12 protein-coding genes are annotated in these 18,328 nt (G+C 43.7%); 2 read left to right on the top strand and 10 right to left on the bottom strand.

The window, feature by feature from the left end; translation table 11 throughout:
• The first annotated feature begins 137 nt into the window (after positions 1-137).
• Positions 138-383: a peptidoglycan-binding domain-containing protein gene (locus DP116_RS15430; RefSeq protein ID WP_169156033.1), complete on the top strand. Its 246-nt coding sequence runs from the start codon at positions 138-140 to the stop codon at positions 381-383.
• 161 nt (positions 384-544) lie between these two features.
• On the opposite strand, the gene DP116_RS15425 is transcribed toward DP116_RS15430, so the two are convergent.
• The 6 genes from DP116_RS15425 to DP116_RS15400 all read right to left on the bottom strand — a co-directional run bounded on the left by DP116_RS15425 (position 545) and on the right by DP116_RS15400 (position 11,016).
• The gene (locus tag DP116_RS15425; RefSeq protein ID WP_169156032.1) at positions 545-1,000 is read right to left on the bottom strand and encodes a chemotaxis protein CheW; all 456 of its coding nucleotides are present in this window, start codon (positions 998-1,000) and stop codon (positions 545-547) included.
• 9 nt (positions 1,001-1,009) lie between these two features.
• A complete protein-coding gene (locus DP116_RS15420; protein WP_169156031.1) occupies positions 1,010-4,132 on the bottom strand; it encodes a hybrid sensor histidine kinase/response regulator in 3,123 nt (1,040 codons plus the stop codon).
• 123 nt (positions 4,133-4,255) lie between these two features.
• Positions 4,256-8,380: a GAF domain-containing protein gene (locus DP116_RS15415; protein ID WP_169156030.1), complete on the bottom strand. Its 4,125-nt coding sequence runs from the start codon at positions 8,378-8,380 to the stop codon at positions 4,256-4,258.
• A 76-nt stretch (positions 8,381-8,456) separates the two neighbouring features.
• On the bottom strand, positions 8,457-8,987 hold the full coding sequence (locus DP116_RS15410; RefSeq protein ID WP_169156029.1) for a chemotaxis protein CheW: 531 nt from the start codon (positions 8,985-8,987) through the stop codon (positions 8,457-8,459).
• Between the two features lie 145 nt (positions 8,988-9,132).
• Positions 9,133-9,525: a response regulator transcription factor gene (locus DP116_RS15405; RefSeq protein WP_169156028.1), complete on the bottom strand. Its 393-nt coding sequence runs from the start codon at positions 9,523-9,525 to the stop codon at positions 9,133-9,135.
• 153 nt (positions 9,526-9,678) lie between these two features.
• On the bottom strand, positions 9,679-11,016 hold the full coding sequence (locus DP116_RS15400) for a response regulator (protein ID WP_169156027.1): 1,338 nt from the start codon (positions 11,014-11,016) through the stop codon (positions 9,679-9,681).
• A gap of 362 nt (positions 11,017-11,378) precedes the next feature.
• On the opposite strand from DP116_RS15400, the gene DP116_RS15395 reads away from it, so the two are divergent.
• Positions 11,379-13,949, top strand: a complete 2,571-nt coding sequence (locus DP116_RS15395; protein WP_169156026.1) for a dynamin family protein — start codon at positions 11,379-11,381, stop codon at positions 13,947-13,949.
• A 156-nt stretch (positions 13,950-14,105) separates the two neighbouring features.
• On the opposite strand, the gene apcA is transcribed toward DP116_RS15395, so the two are convergent.
• The 4 genes from apcA to DP116_RS15375 form a co-directional block, all read right to left on the bottom strand.
• The gene (gene apcA / locus DP116_RS15390) at positions 14,106-14,591 is read right to left on the bottom strand and encodes an allophycocyanin subunit alpha (protein WP_169156025.1); all 486 of its coding nucleotides are present in this window, start codon (positions 14,589-14,591) and stop codon (positions 14,106-14,108) included.
• Positions 14,591-16,492 (bottom strand): ATP-dependent zinc metalloprotease FtsH4, encoded by a 1,902-nt coding sequence (gene ftsH4 / locus DP116_RS15385; protein WP_169156024.1) that lies wholly within the window; start codon positions 16,490-16,492, stop codon positions 14,591-14,593. Before ftsH4 ends, apcA begins: the two co-directional genes overlap by 1 nt.
• A gap of 337 nt (positions 16,493-16,829) precedes the next feature.
• Complete coding sequence (locus DP116_RS15380; protein WP_169156023.1) at positions 16,830-17,009, bottom strand: CAB/ELIP/HLIP family chlorophyll-binding protein; 180 nt, start codon at positions 17,007-17,009, stop codon at positions 16,830-16,832.
• Between the two features lie 71 nt (positions 17,010-17,080).
• The gene (locus DP116_RS15375) at positions 17,081-17,278 is read right to left on the bottom strand and encodes an NblA/ycf18 family protein (RefSeq protein WP_169156022.1); all 198 of its coding nucleotides are present in this window, start codon (positions 17,276-17,278) and stop codon (positions 17,081-17,083) included.
• Positions 17,279-18,328 lie beyond the last annotated feature (1,050 nt).

Below are 18,328 nucleotides of genomic sequence, written 5' to 3'. Positions count from 1 at the left end.
GCGGTATGCGCCAAGGGCGCACGCTACGCTAACGTTTTAAAAATAAAGTGCATCTTCTTGGAGAATTGGTATAACACCTATTAAAACTAGAAAGAACGCTTTGACGGAATAACCTTTTTTTACAGGAGTTAAAACTTATGTCAGGACAAGCTCTAGGTACTGTGAACATGCCCAGATTAAGCAAAAATAGTCAGGGTGAAGCTGTGAAGATTTTACAACTGCTTTTAGACAACTTTCATGGATACTCTATTGCTGTTGACGGCATTTTTGGTTCAAACACAGAGAACGCTGTCAAAGACTTTCAAAATTCTCGTGATTTTGTGAATGATCCTCCAGGAGTTGTGGGTTACCAAACTTGGGAGGCGTTAGCCAATAGACAATAATTAACGTTTACAAAAGGTGGGATCATCCCACTGGTCAACTACAGTTAACTGCAAGCCCCTGCTTTATAGGCATGGGGATTGTACTTAACTAGAGGTCGTTGACCTTTGTATTCCGACTAGAATAGTGGGAATTTTTTCGTTTTTTAGTACTTATGTATTAGTTAAACAGGCTCAGCGATACGCTTCAAATCGAGCAGAAAGATTGTTTTTACAACCTCTTGCTCGGATAAAACAGCGACATGACTGACCATCTCAATCAGAGGTTTACTATGATTGCTAGACCTTGGTAAAAAGCGAATCGTTTCTGGCAGTAATTCCACTATATCGGGTGGTTCATCTATCAAAATTCCACAGAGTTCCTGTTGTGAATGGTGTGCAACCACCAAAAAAAATGGGTGATCAGATGAGTGAGGAAAAGTATCTGAGCCTAAGTGTTGATGTAAATCCAAAATCTTAATTATGTACTGACCTATCTGCACTAGCCCCATTGTTGGCAGGCTTTTGCTATTTGCAGATGAAAAATTTATTACCTTCAGCACATCGGTAATCGGGAGCGCTAAGAGATAATCTGCAATTTTAAAAACAAGAAACTTGTCTAACTGTGACTCGTTATGCATTGTACCTAATTACTCTCTCCTAGCAACAACTCCAGTATCTTTCTCAAAGACATCTCTCAGTGTGGTCAACAGTATATGTTCTAGATAAGGCTTGGTAATATAAGCGTTAGCTCCCAACTTGAAAGCAAGTTGGCGGTGCTTATCACTACTTCTGGAAGTTAGCATCACAACAGGAATATTTGCCAAAGCTGGGTCTTGCTGACGGTTTTTCAGAAACTCAAAGCCATTCATCCGTGGCATCTCGATATCACAGAATACTAGATGAATATCTGTGTGACCTTGGAGTAGCTCAATTGCTTCGTAACCGTCTTTTGCCTGAAGCACTTGATAGTCTGCTTTTTCTAGGGTCAAAGCTACAGTTTGGCGGACGGTAATTGAATCGTCCACTACGAGAATAGTTTTTTTTGGTCTTGGTTTGTGGTGACTCAGAGTTGGTGCTTCTGTTCGGGCAGTACTCGCCTGGGATAGTAATCGCGGCTGTTCTATCCTGGAGGTGAACATGAGGGGCGTTGGACTGACGAAATGGCGTTCGCCCCAAAGGGCGCTGTTCCTTCCCCAATCACTATCATCCTGTTTTTGCCGTTTAGACAAATATTCCATCAATGCTAACCCATCAAGTACTAATGTCAGCCGACCATCAGGTAGAACACTACTCCCGTAGATGTAAGGGGGAGGGACAATCATTGCTCCTAATGGACGGATCACCAATTCCTGATCACCAATGAGCTGATCTACTTCCAAACCAAAAAGTTTATCTTGAGAACGAATGAGAATAATTGGCTTCTCCTGCTTGTGAGAAATACCATTCGACTTGGTACTAAAGACTGACGGTTGAGTGACGGATGAGAAATAATTCAGGACTTTCGTGAGTTGGTAACAAGGAATCAATTTCATCAAACCATCCTGACTCCACTGGAGGACTTTACCTTCTTCCCAGGAGCGAATCTGGTCTGCTTTAGGAATAAGAATTTCTTCGATAGAATTAGTAAACAAGGCGTAGATTTGGTTGCCAGCTTGACAAAGCAGTAGGTTGGCGATCGTTAAGCTCAGAGGAACTTGCAGTCTGAACATTGTACCCTGGCTGAATTGAGAATATATTTCAACTGACCCTTTAATTGTTTGCAAATGAATGCGAACAACATCCAGACCAATTCCTCGTCCAGAGAGGTCATTGATATTAGAAGCTGTAGAAAAGCCTGGTTGAAAAATGAACTCTGTTAGCTGAGCTTCATTTAGATTGCTAGCTTGTTCTGGCGAGACAAGTTGACGTTCTACCGCCTTGGCACGAATCGTTTCAAAATCTAATCCTTGACCATCATCCCGAACTTCAATCACTAAGTATTTACCCTGTTGGTAGGCAGAGATTTCAATCTGACCTTTCTCTGGCTTGCCCCGTTTTTGTCGGATTGAGTTCAATTCAATTCCGTGGTCAAAAGCATTGCGAAGCAGATGCAGCAAGGGATCATACAGTTTCTCAACCACTGCTTTATCAACTAAGGTGTCACTTCCACGAAAATTCAGTGTTACCTGCTTTTTGTGTATAACTTCTAGCTGATGCAAAATACGGGGAAAGCGTTCAAACAAGTGTCCCAAGGGCAACATCCGGGCTTCCATGAGAGAATCATGGGTATGAGTTAGTAACCGACGTTGTTTTTCCAAAGTCTCCTGGGACTGACGAGTAAACATTTCAATCGCATCGGTCGTTTCTCCTAATTGCACCATGTCTTCTAGAAGTGATTGAACCAGATGATGAAACTCTGTGTAACTCGTCGTCAGTTCCAGAGAATCGAAATATCCCTTGTCTTGCCCATTGCGAAATAACCACTGTTGTTCTGGAACACTGAACTGGCGTTGCGACAAATCTTGTAACTGATGAAGCAACTGCTGATGTTGTTGTAGTTTTAAAAGAAGTACTCGAACAACTGTCAACTGCTGTTCGTTCTGGAGAAATTGGCGATTTTGGTTTGTTAGCAATTCTCCGACATGGTAATTCAGTTGTTCTAACTCCCCAACATTAACCCGCACAGTACGAGTTGAGGAGGAGATAGCAGGTTGGGGTGGTGAGGAGATTAAAAGGTGGGGAGAAGTCCGCACTGGTTCTTGTTCCTCCGTTAGCGTCACCTCCTCGCTTTCTTTTGCTCCAAACTCCACAGCAGATGGGGCAAAAGAGTCTGGTTGATGAGTCGTTAGATGATCATTGGCTGATTCCTCAGTATCTGATTCAGTATCAGGTGTCGTTTGAGTTACCTTTCCGGGGTTCGTTTTGGGGAAACCCCCTCTCTCGCGCTGCCTCACAGACTCTTGAGCTTTGACTGGTGCATTTTTGGACACTTGCGGTACATCGTGGAGTCGTTCCCCCAGTTTTTGTAATGCTAAGGATACTTCACCGCCTTGACTTCTGTCACCGTTTAGCACGGCTTTTCGTGCTTCTTGGAAGTTTGCCAAAGCAACGTAGCCAACAACCATCGCTTGCTCAGGATAATTGTCCAAAGCAGTCAGCGCCGTTTGAGCTATAGCTTTAAACCCTGGTAAATTTAGAGACTCAGCTAAACCAAAGAAAATCTCTGCTTGTACCCTCAGCGTAGTAGCAACTTGTTCGGGATGACCACTGCTTATGGTTGTAGCCAGCTCTTCTAAGCGTTGAGTGACTCCAACTTCAAAAATGGACTGCGTTAAGTCAAAGCCCAATTCTTGTGAATCGGGAAGGTAAGCTTCCTCAGCAAAACAGTCTCCTAACTTTTCTTGCAGTTGGGCAAAAATACGAGCGATTCGGTCGAGAATATCATTATCATCAATTGACCCTCCTGTCAATTCAGCGGTTAGGAGTAAGCGCAAACACTCATAACTCTCGACGAGTAAAGCTTCAACTTCTTGGTCAATCGATAAGTCAGGTTTGCAGATTGCTCTAAAAACATCCTCCAACGTGTGAGCCACGGTTGTAATCGTTTCCAAACAGATGCTGGCTGCTGCTCCTTTGAGTGTGTGAGTAGCACGCATCAACGTGTAAACCTTGTTGACACTGAAGTCTTCTCTGAGAGTGAACAATTCTTGTTCTATGACTTGCAGCAGTTCTGGTGCTTCTTGGAGAAAGTAGCGGTGGCTTTGCTCTTGAATTGTTGGGTCATGAGTCATTAGTTATTATTTATTATTTATGAGTTATTAATTATTAGCTTTTTTGATTTTTTAGCCAGTATTAGTTATTAGTCATTAGTCATTAGCACTTAAACAAAGGAACAAATGACTAATGACTATTCATCAATCAACCTTGAACTGGTCAGCACTAGCTTGGAGATTTTGAGCCATTGCTAGGATTTCCTTAAAGGATGTGGAAATTTCCATCGAATCCTCCTTTGTATTGTTGGCAATATCTGCCACTTCTGTCATGGTTTGCGTGACTGATTGGATTTCCTGACTTTGTACCTGTGTTGCTTGGGTAATACCTTCCACAAGTTGGCTGATTTGAGTGGTGGCTGCAACAATGGCGTTTAGATTTTGGCGAGCTTCGTGTACCTGCGTTGTTCCTGTTGCAACTTGCCGAATCGCATTTTCCATTGCCATAGAAACTTCGGCTGTGCCTTTTTGGATTTCTTGAACTAGCTGCTCTATCTCAGTCGCAGCCTCAGCAGACTGACGCGCCAAAGAACGCACTTCATCGGCGACAACGGCAAAACCACGCCCGTACTGTCCGGCTCTAGTTGCTTCAATTGCCGCATTTAGGGCAAGCAGTTGAGTTTGAGTTGTAAAGTTACTAATCAAATTCACAACCTTGGAAACCTTCTGAGAAGATTCCGAAAAGCGCTTGAGGCGCTTGTTGGTTTCCGCCACTGTCTCCCGAATATCAAGAATTCCATCCACAGTGCGGTTCATCGCCGCATCTCCTTGTTGGATGGTTTGGTTTGCCACCTGCACTGCTTCTTCCACCTGTTGGGCGTTGGTTGTTACGGCTTTTGTGGAATTGACCATCGTTTGGATTTGCTCCAAAGCATGAGTAAGGGACCCAAACTGTTGTTGTGCTTGGGTGGCTAAACCAACGATAGAAGATTCGTTTGCTTGAGAGGTTTGAGCGAGTTTCCTGGATGCTGTCTGCACCTGCATGACGATTTTTCGCAGACTTTGCAGGGTGATGTTATAGACGTCGGCGATGGTACCCACTTCACCTTCGGTTACAGGTACCCGAATAGTGAGGTTCCCTTGTAATACTGGTTGCACTGCTGACAGCAACTGAATCACCTCCCGTTGGAGTTGCTCTTTGGCTGCTCTTTCCCTTTCGCTTGCTTCTGTTAATTGCTGTGCTTGAGTTCTCAATTGCTCCAAGTATTCTGCTTGTTGTAAGGCAAGACCAATTTGTACCCCTACCTGAGCTAGCAAGTTGACATCTATTTGCTCCCAATGACGTGGTGCATCATTTTGATAAGCTCCCAATAATCCCCAAAGTTGGTCGCCCTTGAAGATGGGAGCAGCCATATTAGCCTTTGCTTCCCACTGTTCTAGAAGTTTGATGTAGCATTCACTATATCCAGAAGCTCTGAGATTATCGGTGCTGAGAGTTTCTCTACGGCGAAACCGACCGCCATTTGTTTCTCGAAGACAAGTATCATCGGCTAGAGATAGCTCACTTCCCACAAGTTTGACCCAATCGCTCCCAACATCCTCAACGATAAATTCACCACTCCAGTCAGGAGCAAAGCGGAAGATGACGACTCGATCAGCTTTCAACAGTCTGCGTAATTCTGTAACAGCCATCTTGAGTAGGTTGTCAAGAGAAAAATTCTCTTGAATTAGGGCTAACCCGAGTCTATAAACCAGTTTGCTGTAAAGTGTTCCCTGGTCAACTGACTTGGCTAACTTCTGTGACTGCACACGCAGTTCTTCAATATACTCTGCTTGCTGTAAAGCAACTCCCAGTTGCGAGCCAATCTGCGCCAGTACCTTAACTTCACCATCTTCCCAGTGCCGTGGTCCACTATGTTGAAACGCTGACAATAAACCCCAGAGTTTCTGCCCTTGGAATATGGAAACGACAACGCAGGATTTCACTCCAAATCCCTCCAAGGATTCTATATGGCAATCGCTGAGATTGGCGTTGTAAACATCATCCACGACATAAGGTTCATTGTTGCGGAACCGACCGCCCTGATGTTCGTTCAAATATGCGTCTTCCCAACCGCTACCGACTAATTTGGGCCATCCGCCGGACTCAGACTCCATGATAAAGTCACCAAAATAATCTGGGCGAAATTTGTAAATCGTCACTCGTTCCGTACCCAGAAGTTTTCTAACTTCTTGCGTTGTTGTCCGGAAAATAGTGTCAATATTCGATGTTTGGCGAATCTTTTCGATAACCTTGGCTATGCCTCGTTCCCGTTCTACGGCTTTGGCTATCACAGTGGCTTGTTCCTGTAGTTGTTTGAGGTACTCTGCTTGCTGTATGCCTATCCCCAGTTGATTGCTAATTTGGGTCATTACCTTAATTTCATGCTCTTCCCAATCACGCGGACTAGAGTTTTGATATGCCGCTAATAGACCCCAAAGCCTTTGTCCTGTGACAATCGGAGTAATGACGTAAGCTCTTGTTTGCAACCGCTCCAAAGTGTCAATGTAACAAGGTAAAAATCCTGCTTGGTAAATATCGCTGACAACCCTAAAGTTTGTTGTCGTGGAAAATCGTCCCCCTTGAGTTTGTTGCAGATAGGTGTCTGTAATACTGGCTTTTCCTCCACCAAGAATTTTGGCACTGCACTCGCTGACGTTTTGTGGCAGGGTGGGGTTGTCAAATTGCTCCTGCATTATGGATTTCCATTCACTGGATACAGACTCAGCAACAAACTCACCGCTCCAATCCAGATTGAAGCGATAAATAACAACACGCTCTGCTTTTAGGAGATTTCGGACTTCATAAACTGTTGTCTTGAAAATGGTGTGAATGTCAGAAGATTGACGAATTCTATCGATCGCATCCGCCACGATTCGCTCTCGTTCAGCCGCTAGTTGCTCTGATTTGAGTTTTAGCACAGCCGCAGCATCAGCCTGCTTGAGAATAGCGCCCAGACGATGACTGACTAGTGACAACAGAGTAACTTCAGAATCCTGCCAACGCCGAGGTCCAGAGTTTTGATACACACCTATTAGACCCCAGAGTTCTCCTCCTTCAAAAATTGGGGCAATGATGTAGGCTCTACTCTGGTATTTCTCCTGAGTTGTGATATAGCAGTCCGAAAAACCAGCAGTATAGATGTCGTCCACACGCTTAACTGCCTTACTCTTGACCAAATCTCTTGCTTGTGTATCTCTCAAGTAGGTGTCGATGTCAAGGCTAGTAAGATTGCCTAGCATATTCACTGTGCAGCGGTCATAATCTACTTTATTTTTTGACTTCAAACTGACATCTTTCTCTTGCTCTTGCATCAAAGCAACCCAGCCCGAGGCGACAGATTCAGCAATAAATACGCCACTCCAATCAGGGTAAAAGCGATAAACAACGACTCGGTCAGCCTTAAAAAACTGTCGCAGTTCTTGGGTAATGTTGCCAAGGGTAACGCTTGTATCAGAAGATGGTGGTATTTTTTCCAGGATTTGAGCTAAAATCTTTTCTTGCTTAGCCTCCTCTTTGTGTTGAGTAAGAAGTTCTATCGTTTGTAGATTTAGCCTCAGTTCAGTGACAATTTGGTAAAGCAGGCTAACTTCAGCTTCTTGCCATTGACGAGAAGTTGAGCATTGCTGCATCACAAGCAAGCCCCATACTTGTCCGTCTATGATCATGGGCAAACTCAAACTGGCTTGGACTTGAAAATGTTTCAGTAATTGATGTTGATAAGCACTCTTGACCTTTTCGTAAACATCGTCTTGGATAAGGACTTGCTCTTCCTTGTAGTTCTGTTGATTCTCATGACCAAAGGCGATCGCACTCAGAGATTCCCCTAGGCTAGGAGTATAGCCTGATACCATTGACTCAGCGATCACGATGCCATGCTTTTCAGACTGAAAACGGTAGATGAGCGCCCGATCTACCTGTAAAAGCTTACGAACCTCAGTCACTGTCGTTCTCAACAAGGTGTCAACACTTGCTGCTTGGCGCATCTGAGCCAAAATGGTGAATAACCTTTGCCGAGTCTGCTTCGTATGTTGCTCACAAGCGACAGCTAGATGAGCTTGATATTCTGTTTGCAATTGTTGAACGCACTTTTCCAGCTGGAGAACTTTTTGCTGAGCTTCAGGTTTGAGTGAATCTCCTATTTGTTGAAGATCTGCTTTAATAGCATTCACTAATTCAGAAGCTTGATGTAGCTCAGAATAACCTATGAACTTTGCTGTTTCTACATCACCATTTTGGGACTGGAAATCAAATATTTGCTTGGTTTGCTCAAAATCCTGTAAAACCATGTTTATATCCTTGGGATTGGTCAGTTATCAGTTATCAGTTACCAGTTACCAGTTACCAGTTACCAGTTATCAGTTATCAGTTTTTTGTTGAGTGTATTTGCCACAGGGGATACTGAGTGATAGCTGTAATATCTAAAACAGTACTGCCATTTGGCAAAGCCCCCAGAACAAAAGGTAAAAGTTTAGGAGGAAATAAGCCAGCTGCTGCTTTTTGCAGTTGTTGCAAGTCGTGTAATTCAATATCATCAACCTGTGGTACTACTAAACCTATAGCTTGTTCGTTGACCTTAACAACTATTGCGACAGGAGTTACCCCCCTCGTCAGCAGAGGATATCCAACAAGATGGTTTAAGTCTAAAAGCCACAGCATTTCTCCTCGCCAGTTACAAATTCCCAAAATACAACTTGGCATTTCAGGAACAGGTAGAATGGATGCTAAATTAACCGTGATAATTTCGGCAATTTGTTCTAGAGGTAATAGCCCACTATCAGCAAACCCAAGGGGAAAGCGAAGCAATTTAGAAAGGTTAGTTTCTGGGAGGAGTGGATTGAGTTGCAGTGGCTCAAAACTAGTCACTGCAAGTACAGATTTCGGCTCTGTTTGCATAATTTTTTGAGTTATAAATTGTCGTTCATAATTGCTATAGGAATCCGGAGGGAACAGGGAACAGAGAACAGGGAACATCAAATGTACCTAGTTTCACAAAAATCAAATATGAGTCCTATAGTTAACTTTATTTGTACCGACTTACTTAAATGATTTGCCGACGCCAAGGTTGAAGCTGTGAAGTTAATTGCTGAATTGTTTGAACTAGGTGTTGCTGGTTTACTGGTTTAGGTATATAAGCATCCGCTCCCAACATCGTACCCCAAAGTTTATCAGCTTCAGTTCCTTTGGTTGAACATATCACGACTGGGATTTGTTGGGTATTGGCATTGGTCTTCAGTTCACGGCATAATTCAAACCCACTTTGCCCTGGTAAAATGACATCAATAATAACCAAATCAGGCGTCTGGAATTGCAATTTTAATTGTGCTTCTTCACTGCTTATAGCAGTGACGACTGTTAAGCCTGCTTGCTTGAGATAACGGGTGAACACTTCAGTTTCTGTCAAGCTATCTTCAACCAAAAGGACTGTGGTCATAAAAAAATCTTCCTGTATACAATGATTAATAACTAATGACTCGATTGACTACGCCAGGGCGTGGAAAACAAGGACTGCATAGCGCTGGCTCACTAATGACTAGTGACTAATGACTAGTGAACTTTATTGGATAGAAATCTACGCATCTAGAAACTAAACTTGAAGTGTTTGTAGATGAGTAGATTGCACAGGCACAGGAGTTAGTAGATACTTCTGTAAGACTTTTAGTACTTTTTCTTTGGTAATTGGCTTTGCTAAAAAGCCAGAGGAGCCAACTATTTTTGATCTCACTCTGTCAATTATACCGTCACTGCTAGTCACAATAATGACAGGTGTTTCTTTGAAAGCTGATACGCGACGAATTTGAGTACAGATTTCATATCCGTTGGCGATCGGCATGACTAAGTCCAAGAAAATGAGATTTGGTTTGCACTCTAGCAAGATTGGCAGTGCTGTGACTGGATCTTGAATATTGACATACTTATAGCCAGCTAGCTTTAGAATCTCACTCATTATGAGATTATCGCTTTGGCTGTCATCTATGTAGGCGACTATTGAGGTAGTCTCTTTAGGTTGAATCAATTTTATTTTTGCAGAGTCAAAGGTTGACTGAGGGCGAGTGTTATCCTTACTCGCTTCCATTAACTCTGGAGTTTGGTGGAAGTCAGTTTTTGTTAAGGGATTGGGTAAGCTTTGAGACGACGGAGTCTGTGTTGTGTTCCCAACAATATCATACGTAGGCTGAGTTTGTTTTTCGCTTGAGGGGGCTGATATCGTTGCTCCGACTGGAATAGGTAAGTCTGGGATGGTTAAGAGTTCTAGAACACCCTCATAGACCAAATTCTGTACAAGACTTGCCGCAGTTATTACACTTTGTCTCGTGTGTAAGGCGATATCCCAAATGGTGTTTTCACCATCAATGAGCTGCCTGAGACTGAAGAGAATTTTAGAAAATTTTAAATTTTGCTCAGAAGTAGGTTGTTTTAAAATCGGTGTCATGTCAGGGCAAAGTGTTCCTAAACCCATGTTTCGCCATTGCTTGTACAAATCAAAGGCTGTGCATAACGATTGATTTACTTCTATCAGGGCAATAGGATACAGTTTTTTGGGCAACCAAAGGCTTTTCAAGTCCGAATGACTTACTAAGCTAAATAGAACCTCTTCAACAATTTTTTCAATAATACTTTTTGCACTCGTCAGACTTATCTGGTTTTTATTAATACTCTGGTTCAGTAAATGATATTCCCACAATTCATTCTCTTTTAAATCATGAGCATCAAATTTCAAGTTAGGGCAATCTTGCTTTAGTGCTCTATGCCAACGCCGAACACGGTGAACTCCTCCCGTAGCGTATAGCAAACGTCCCAAGAAGAAATACAGATGCCACGCTTTAGCCCCGGATGAAAAAATTAGCTCTCCACTGGCTCTGGCTTGGCTTAATGCTGCTAACCTTTGAGCAATATTCGTAAAGCTTGTAGGTACTGGTTGCATTACGCAATTTTCCTTAATGAAAAGTTACTTATTTTCTCTTGGAGTTGCACCCAGTAGTTTCCAATATCTTAGCTTTCAGCTTTTACCGTTAAACAGCAATATTTGCGGTAAATACTCACGGTAGACATAGTATTACTTAATGATATATCAGCGATTTTACTTAAAAAACAATCAAATTTTAAATAATTGTGAAGAAAATATTAAGGAAACAAGTGTTAACTTGGCTAAACAAAAGTTCAACAAAATACATATATTGCGTAGGAGTACTGCTATTAGGAACGAACAAATTCTTGAAATTGGTAAACTTTAAATGACCGAAGTACAGAAAAATCATTTTGGTTCTGAATCAACAAAGAAATTATATGAACACGGATATGGCAATAGAGAAATTACGCCGCTATAAAGAGTATGGGGAATCTGTTATCCAGAACCTTGAGTTGGTTTCACACAACCCACCTCCTCAAGAGAGTTGGGTTCCTAGCAGTCTTTATGAAAGTCTCCAGCGCCTTCAGCAGTCTGCTCAAAGAACAGTCCAACTTGCATCCTCGCCTGTCAAAATCGGTATCATGGGAGAATTCAGTAGTGGAAAAACTTTACTTTTAGGCAGTTTGATTGGCTACGCAGATGCTTTACCAGTCAGTGAAACACCCACCACAGGTAACGTGACTGCGATTCACCTGGTTCAACAAAGCGACTTTCAGACAACGAAACTTGGCAAGTTTACAGTTGAATATCTTTCTAATGAAGGGGTAAAAGAGTGTCTGCGCTTTATGTTAGAGGAAACTCAACAACGAGCAAAAGCTGCAGAACTTTCTTCAGCACAGCTTGCTACTCTCAAGAGTTTACACCCCACGCGAGAAGTTGACATTAATGGTATCCTGAGATGGTGCGAGCAAGCATGGAAGCCCCAAAGCTTGGAATTACGCTCTCTGCTTAAGGAACTGGTTGCTTTTGTCCGTACCTACAGCGTTTACAAAGAAGATATCTGCGGGAAAAGTTACCAAATTGACAACACGACTGCTCACAAGGGACTAAGGCTTGCAGAACCGCCTACAAATATTTTAGAACTCAGCTTTGAGGATCTCTCACCTGCTCCCAAACGCTGGGAGAATTTAGCACACCCCTCAGCTCAAGACTTGCTCAATAGCTTTTCGCTGATTCGCCGTATAGATGTCACAGTTGAAGTATCAAAAGAAATTTGGGATTTGTCTTCTTTACAAGGGACGAATGAATTTATTCTTTTAGACTTTCCAGGATTGGGATCTGCTGACTCTGGTGTGCGGGATGCTTTTTTATCTTTGCGGGAACTCAAAGATGTACAAACTATCTTATTACTGCTCAATGGTAGATATCCTGGTGGTGCAACCGCAGCGAAAATCCGCAGTATACTAGAACGGGATAAGGGAGAAGACTTAAGAGACCGTATTATTGTGGGTGTGGGACGCTTTAATCAACTTCCCCTCAGCAGTAGGGAGGAAGGAATGATTGATGATCTTTTGGATGAGATGCTGCTTGAAGAAGAAGCTGTTTTTGATAGCCTGAGTATTCTTAAATTGGCGATCGCCAGCGCAAACAATTTGACGACAGAAAAAAAGAATATTGTTCTGTTGTCGCAACTTTATGGATTAACGAAACTCGCAGAACTTTCTTCTCTTGTACAAGTTTGCTCAAAAGAATTCTTAAGCGAACTGGACAAACCCAACAAACTAGAAGAAGTTCAACTGCGGGAGAAATGGCAGAAATTAAGTGAAATGCTACCTCCCTCCAGCACCTTGCACAAACAATTGAGTGACTATGCTGAAGATGGTGGTATTGGTAGGTTGCGTTCATTACTCAAAGAACATGTTGCTCTTCATGGTATGAAGCAACTTGTAGAAGACACTCAAAGAGCTGCTGAGGCTTTGCGCAAAGAACAGAATCATCTCAAAAATCTGCTTGAGGAAATCCCCGCTTACATACCAGTTGAGGAAAGTTCTGCTTTTTTCACTCTGCGCGAAGCAATTGAAAATGTAGTCACGACCTACAGACGATTTCAAGAAGATTTAGAGAAGCAGCCGATTTTAAAAAACCGTCATAGTGTTGCAGTCAGCGATGTTGTGAAAAATGAATTAACGAATAAAATATTCTTTGATTGGAGCGAGTGGACTTTGCTTTTTGATCGAACCCAAAATGGCACAATATCTCTAAGCAAAGGCGAAAGCTTTTTTGAAGAAGATGAAGTTGATGATTCGATTCCAACAAAAAGCGATGATTTTTATGCAGCCTTTGTTAACACTATTCAAGAAATGCAAGCTTTTGCCCATGAGCAAACCACAGAAGCTGTCACGGACTTATTCAATAAATTATCTGCTGATGTCCAACTAGAACGCGAAAACCTCAGCACAATTTTGTTACCAGAGAAGGAACAGCAAATTGAACAAAAATTTGGAAAAAGTCAAGTCCGTTTTTTCCGAACCCTCCAGCGTGCTGTTGATCCTGCTAAGAAATGGCAAAATCTCATCATTCAACACAGTGGACTCGCTAGTCGTGCGACTTCTATCAATGCTGACACTTTATTTCCTTTAGCACGCAAGGACGACAAGCACCAAAATGGACAAATCTTTGACTGGAGTCCTGATAAACAGTTTCGTGTTCCCCCTAGACCATTTAATCACCAAATTGCAGTTTTGCGGCTGCGAGATGAAATAACTGCTAGTGCAGGATTGCATCTTGTGCAGTATGTGAGTCAGTTAACGAAACAGGTGAAATCTTCGTTTTCTAGAGCTTTGAAAGAAATTGTAGATAATTTGCAAGAACTTTTAAAGTCGAAACACGAACCTTTGCTAAGACACATTGCATCTGCACAAGAGCAAACCTCGACTCCTGTTCCACCGTGGTTAGAAATTCTTTCGCAAATTCCGACAATTTCTTATCCACAGGAGATGAGTAATTAGTAAGGGAGATCCAAAAAATAAAATATCCAGCCGTCTAATTTATCGATTCTTCCAAATCCTTGCGTTGAGGGATACGCGAACGCCAAACGCGCAGCGTGTGCTTTGCACGAGTGCGCTGCGCATTGGCGCAGATCGCCCGAAGGTGATTCCTGTTGTCTAATACAGAGCACTAATTAGGTAGTCGAAGTAAGTGCCAACAACGCTTGCATCTTCTGCGGACAACATCGAGGTAGTGATGTTCTTCATGGCACGGACACTTTCAGCAACGGCGTCAATTGGGGTGCCGAGGGATCTGTACATTTGGCTAACACCAACGATCCCGATCTCTTGAATTGGCGTAGTATCTCCAGCCGCAACACTGTAAGTGATCAAGCGCAGGTAGTAATCCATATCCCGCAGGCAGGTGGCGGTCATCTCTTCGCCGTAGGCATTGCCACCTGGAGAAACAAGGCTTGGACGCCTTTGGAACAGTTGATTTCCAGCTTGCTTAATAATGCGATCGCGCGAGAGAGTTAAAGCTTGCACAAGGCGTAAACGGCGCTCACTACTGCTAATAAAGAGCTTGATCTGGTCCAGTTCTCCAAGGCTGGGATAGCGAACCTCGGCATCTGCATTCACAATCATTTTCGTGATAATACTCATTAACGAACTCCTGAAATTAAATTAGGTCTATCTGAAACGGTTAAATTATTTACAGTTTGAACCTGCCTTAGCAAACTGTGCAGTTTCTCACCCTCGATCACTTCTGTCTCTAAGAGTTGAGTGGCGATCGCCTCCAGTAAGTCTCGGTTGAGCTTGAGTGTATCCAAAGCTTGCTGATGAGCCGTTTCTACAATTTCCTTCACCTCGCGGTCGATCGCCTGTGCTGTTTCCTCACTCATCATCCGGCGGGGATTGGGCATCCCATCGCCCAGGAACATTGGTTGTTGTCCCTGCTGGTAAGCCAGGGGGCCTAAGATTTTGCTCATCCCGTAGGTAGTGACCATCCGCTCTGCCAGATCCGTCGCCCGCTGCAAATCATTGGCTGCCCCCGTAGTGACGCTGCCAAACACAATCTCTTCAGCTGAGCGTCCACCGAGCAAGGTGGCAATCTGCCCCCGGAGTTCCGCTTCGTCCATGAGGAACCGATCTTCCGTTGGCAGCTGCAGCGTGTAACCTAGCGCTGCCATACCACGGGGGACGATGGAGATTTTCTCGACCCGACCATTTCCCGAAGTCAAGGAACCGACCAGAGCGTGACCGACTTCGTGGTAAGCCACAATTTTCTTTTCCTTGTCGTTGAGGACACGGCTTTTCTTTTCCAGACCTGCTACCACTCGCTCGATCGCTTCCGCAAAGTCTTCCTGAGCCACGTAGGAGCGTTGATTACGGGCTGCTAACAGAGCCGCTTCATTCACCAGGTTTGCCAGGTCTGCTCCGGCAAAACCGGGGGTGCGAGTGGCGATCGCCGCTAAATTCACATCCTCACCCAGCTTCACCTTCTGAGCATGGATTTTGAGAATTGCCTCACGATCTGACAGATCAGGGCGATCAACCAAAACTTGACGGTCAAATCGACCAGGACGCAACAGAGCAGGGTCTAATACTTCAGGGCGATTTGTGGCTGCCAGCACGATCACGGTGGCATCTCCTGCCGCAAACCCATCCATTTCTGCTAACAACTGGTTGAGAGTTTGTTCGCGTTCATCATTGCCGCCGTAGAACCCACCACTGCTGCGAGATTTGCCGATCGCATCCAGTTCATCAATAAACACGATGCAGGGAGCTTGCTTCTTCGCCTGCTCAAACAGATCACGCACCCGCGAGGAACCAACTCCGACAAAGAGTTCCACAAACTCAGAGCCAGAGATACTGAAGAACGGCACGCCTGCTTCCCCTGCCACCGCTTTAGCCAGAAGCGTTTTACCAGTCCCCGGCGGACCCACCAGCAGCACCCCCTTGGGAATGCGCGCCCCAATTTGGGTATAGCGCCCTGGAGTCTTGAGGAAATCCACAATCTCAACCAACTCAGTCTTGGCTTCCTCTACCCCAGCCACATCGGCAAAGGTCGTTTTGGCAGATTCCCCCTCCACATAAACTTTGGCTTTACTCTTACCAATCGAGAGAACGCCTTGAGGTCCACCACCACCCCGTCTAATAAAAAATTGCCAGATTGCCACAAAAATCAGAGGTGGAATCACCCAGCCCAGAAGACTAGTAAACCATCCATTCTTGGGCGGAGGAGCAGCGGCAAATTCAACACCCTGCTCTTCTAACAACTTGGGCAATCCCAAATCAAAGATGGGTGTAGTGGAGAACACAGATCCAGCCTGGTCATCGACCGTTTTCAATTGAAATTGAATCTGGTTTTGACCAACTTGTACTCGCTCAACTTCCCCTGCCTGAACCTGATGGATGAACAGGCTATAGGGAACACCGGGAATCTGAGGACCTAAGACAAAAGGCAATATAAAATTTGTAATCAGGAACAAAGCTGCCAGCGCTAGCAAAATGTTACCGATCAGGCGGTTGGGAGTGGGAGTTGGTTGTTCTTTAATCGGCATCACTATCACCAAATAGTTTGAGACGTTTTATTTGTGGGTGTTGAAGACAGCAGCACCTCTCAGGTTTGGATGATAAATTTCACATGTAACGAGTGCAAAAAAACGATAACCCCATAGAGAAATGAACAAAGCACAAGGTGATAATTTAGTATTTCTTTCCCTACAGCATGAGAGGGTGCTGTTTCATTTCTAGGGTTATTTGATTAAGTACGGCATAAAACTTAAGACAAGCATCTCGAACTCCAAGGTTTGACTTTTTCTGTGAAGCTCAAAACGAAGTTCAGATTAACCTGTTGCTTCTTCAGCAGCGTACATTGGTTGAGCAGGAAATGCTGACCTACAGAATACTCCAGAAGTGAAGTAAGCCTTGACCAGAAAACATTTCAATCAGGACGGCGGATATGAAGCCAATCATCGCTAAACGACCGTTCCAGAGTTCAGTCTGAGGTGTGAATCCCCAAACCCAAGCATTACGCTTATTGTTCACTGAGGAGATGATATTTGTTTTAGCTGACATGGTTAATACTCCAAGTTTTGTGACTGTAACGAATGACTCAGTTGTGCAAAGTCAGGATTGCTTCGGTGGTTTTACAGAGAGGCGAAATCCATATCTAATTTCCACTGTTGTTTGAGAATCTCCTGATACATCATTTCCCGAATCATCATCTGCTTATAGTGCAAGATCAAGCATTCTTGAGCTTGCTCGCGAGACATTTGCTGCACTTGATCGGTAAAGCAACGGATGCTAAATTCTTGCTCTAAAGTTAGTTCGATATCCTGATCCATAGTTGGCTCCTGTAACTCAATTAGGGTGAAAACTATCAGTTCGATGTTGCACTAGTAGTCCTTTTCGTGAACTTGGCGGGGTAAAGCTAGCCCGCCCGGACGGCTGTAGAGGCGAACGGGCGTTCACCCCCAACTTAAACCTATGCCAAACGACCGACTCTAGGGCTAAATCCAAGTGCTTTATCTTCTCTGCCGAAGAGTGAAAAACAGTGACCAGGCTTGAGTTGCGTTGATTTTATCAAAGTGATTGAAACCGGGTTTGAAGACAACGGGACTGAACACAGAGGGACTAGTTAAGTCAACATCAGTGGGACTGAACACAGAGGGATTAGTTAAGGCAATATTAGTTCTCATTGGTTTTATCCTTATATTTTGCAAAAGTGTTCAGGGTATATGGTGAAGTTCAATTTCCTACAAGCCAGTCAACAGACCAATTATGCCTGGTCAGGCGTGAGCCTGAGCCAGGAGGGAAACGTCTGGGCTCGTTTTTCTAGATACTGAGTAAAGCTAAACCGAGGCTCATCCATCACGTACTTCTTGGATTCGATGGCGTAGTTGTTCAGCCTACCGAATTCTTCAATCACTAAACCGCTTTCTATAAATTCTACTTTTTGGTTTTGTGATGTTTTATAAGTTAAATTTAACACTTTTGTTACGAAATTGCAACTTTTCTTGCAAAATAAAATAAATAATGATATATAAATTTTCGGCTCTACCCCATATAAAATACATCCAGACAGTTGTGGGGCAGCAACTACCTATATTGCTGTCCCATAGATGGTATTTGCGGCGTTGCTGATTGAATGTATGAAAATGATTTTATTTTTTTCAAAACCCTTGTAGAGACGTAAGTAAGTCGGCGTGAAAAAATCAACCTATTTCAGAGGGTGTAGGGACTCACGCTTTAAAGCGTGGGATTGAAACAAGGACGCCTTGCTTTATCGGGCTGCGCCACTCAAAGCAATTCTTTTTTAAACTGGGCTTTAAACCCAGAACTGATAGCGTAGCGTGGCGGAACGCCATAGTTTCCTTCCCCACACCCCACACCCC

Origin of the sequence: Brasilonema bromeliae SPC951 (assembly GCF_012912135.1) — a bacterium.
Classification (GTDB): domain Bacteria; phylum Cyanobacteriota; class Cyanobacteriia; order Cyanobacteriales; family Nostocaceae; genus Brasilonema; species Brasilonema bromeliae.
This window is presented reverse-complemented; position numbering and strand designations above follow the sequence as displayed.

Excerpts from the sequence above, each read along its gene's own strand:
- DP116_RS15430 (WP_169156033.1), top strand. The coding sequence starts at position 138 with ATGTCAGGACAAGCTCTAGGTACTGTGAACATGCCCAGATTAAGCAAA.
- DP116_RS15425 (WP_169156032.1), bottom strand. The coding sequence starts at position 1,000 with ATGCATAACGAGTCACAGTTAGACAAGTTTCTTGTTTTTAAAATTGCA.
- DP116_RS15420 (WP_169156031.1), bottom strand. The coding sequence starts at position 4,132 with ATGACTCATGACCCAACAATTCAAGAGCAAAGCCACCGCTACTTTCTC.
- DP116_RS15415 (WP_169156030.1), bottom strand. The coding sequence starts at position 8,380 with ATGGTTTTACAGGATTTTGAGCAAACCAAGCAAATATTTGATTTCCAG.
- DP116_RS15410 (WP_169156029.1), bottom strand. The coding sequence starts at position 8,987 with ATGCAAACAGAGCCGAAATCTGTACTTGCAGTGACTAGTTTTGAGCCA.
- DP116_RS15405 (WP_169156028.1), bottom strand. The coding sequence starts at position 9,525 with ATGACCACAGTCCTTTTGGTTGAAGATAGCTTGACAGAAACTGAAGTG.
- DP116_RS15400 (WP_169156027.1), bottom strand. The coding sequence starts at position 11,016 with ATGCAACCAGTACCTACAAGCTTTACGAATATTGCTCAAAGGTTAGCA.
- DP116_RS15395 (WP_169156026.1), top strand. The coding sequence starts at position 11,379 with ATGAACACGGATATGGCAATAGAGAAATTACGCCGCTATAAAGAGTAT.
- apcA (WP_169156025.1), bottom strand. The coding sequence starts at position 14,591 with ATGAGTATTATCACGAAAATGATTGTGAATGCAGATGCCGAGGTTCGC.
- ftsH4 (WP_169156024.1), bottom strand. The coding sequence starts at position 16,492 with ATGCCGATTAAAGAACAACCAACTCCCACTCCCAACCGCCTGATCGGT.
- DP116_RS15380 (WP_169156023.1), bottom strand. The coding sequence starts at position 17,009 with ATGTCAGCTAAAACAAATATCATCTCCTCAGTGAACAATAAGCGTAAT.
- DP116_RS15375 (WP_169156022.1), bottom strand. The coding sequence starts at position 17,278 with ATGGATCAGGATATCGAACTAACTTTAGAGCAAGAATTTAGCATCCGT.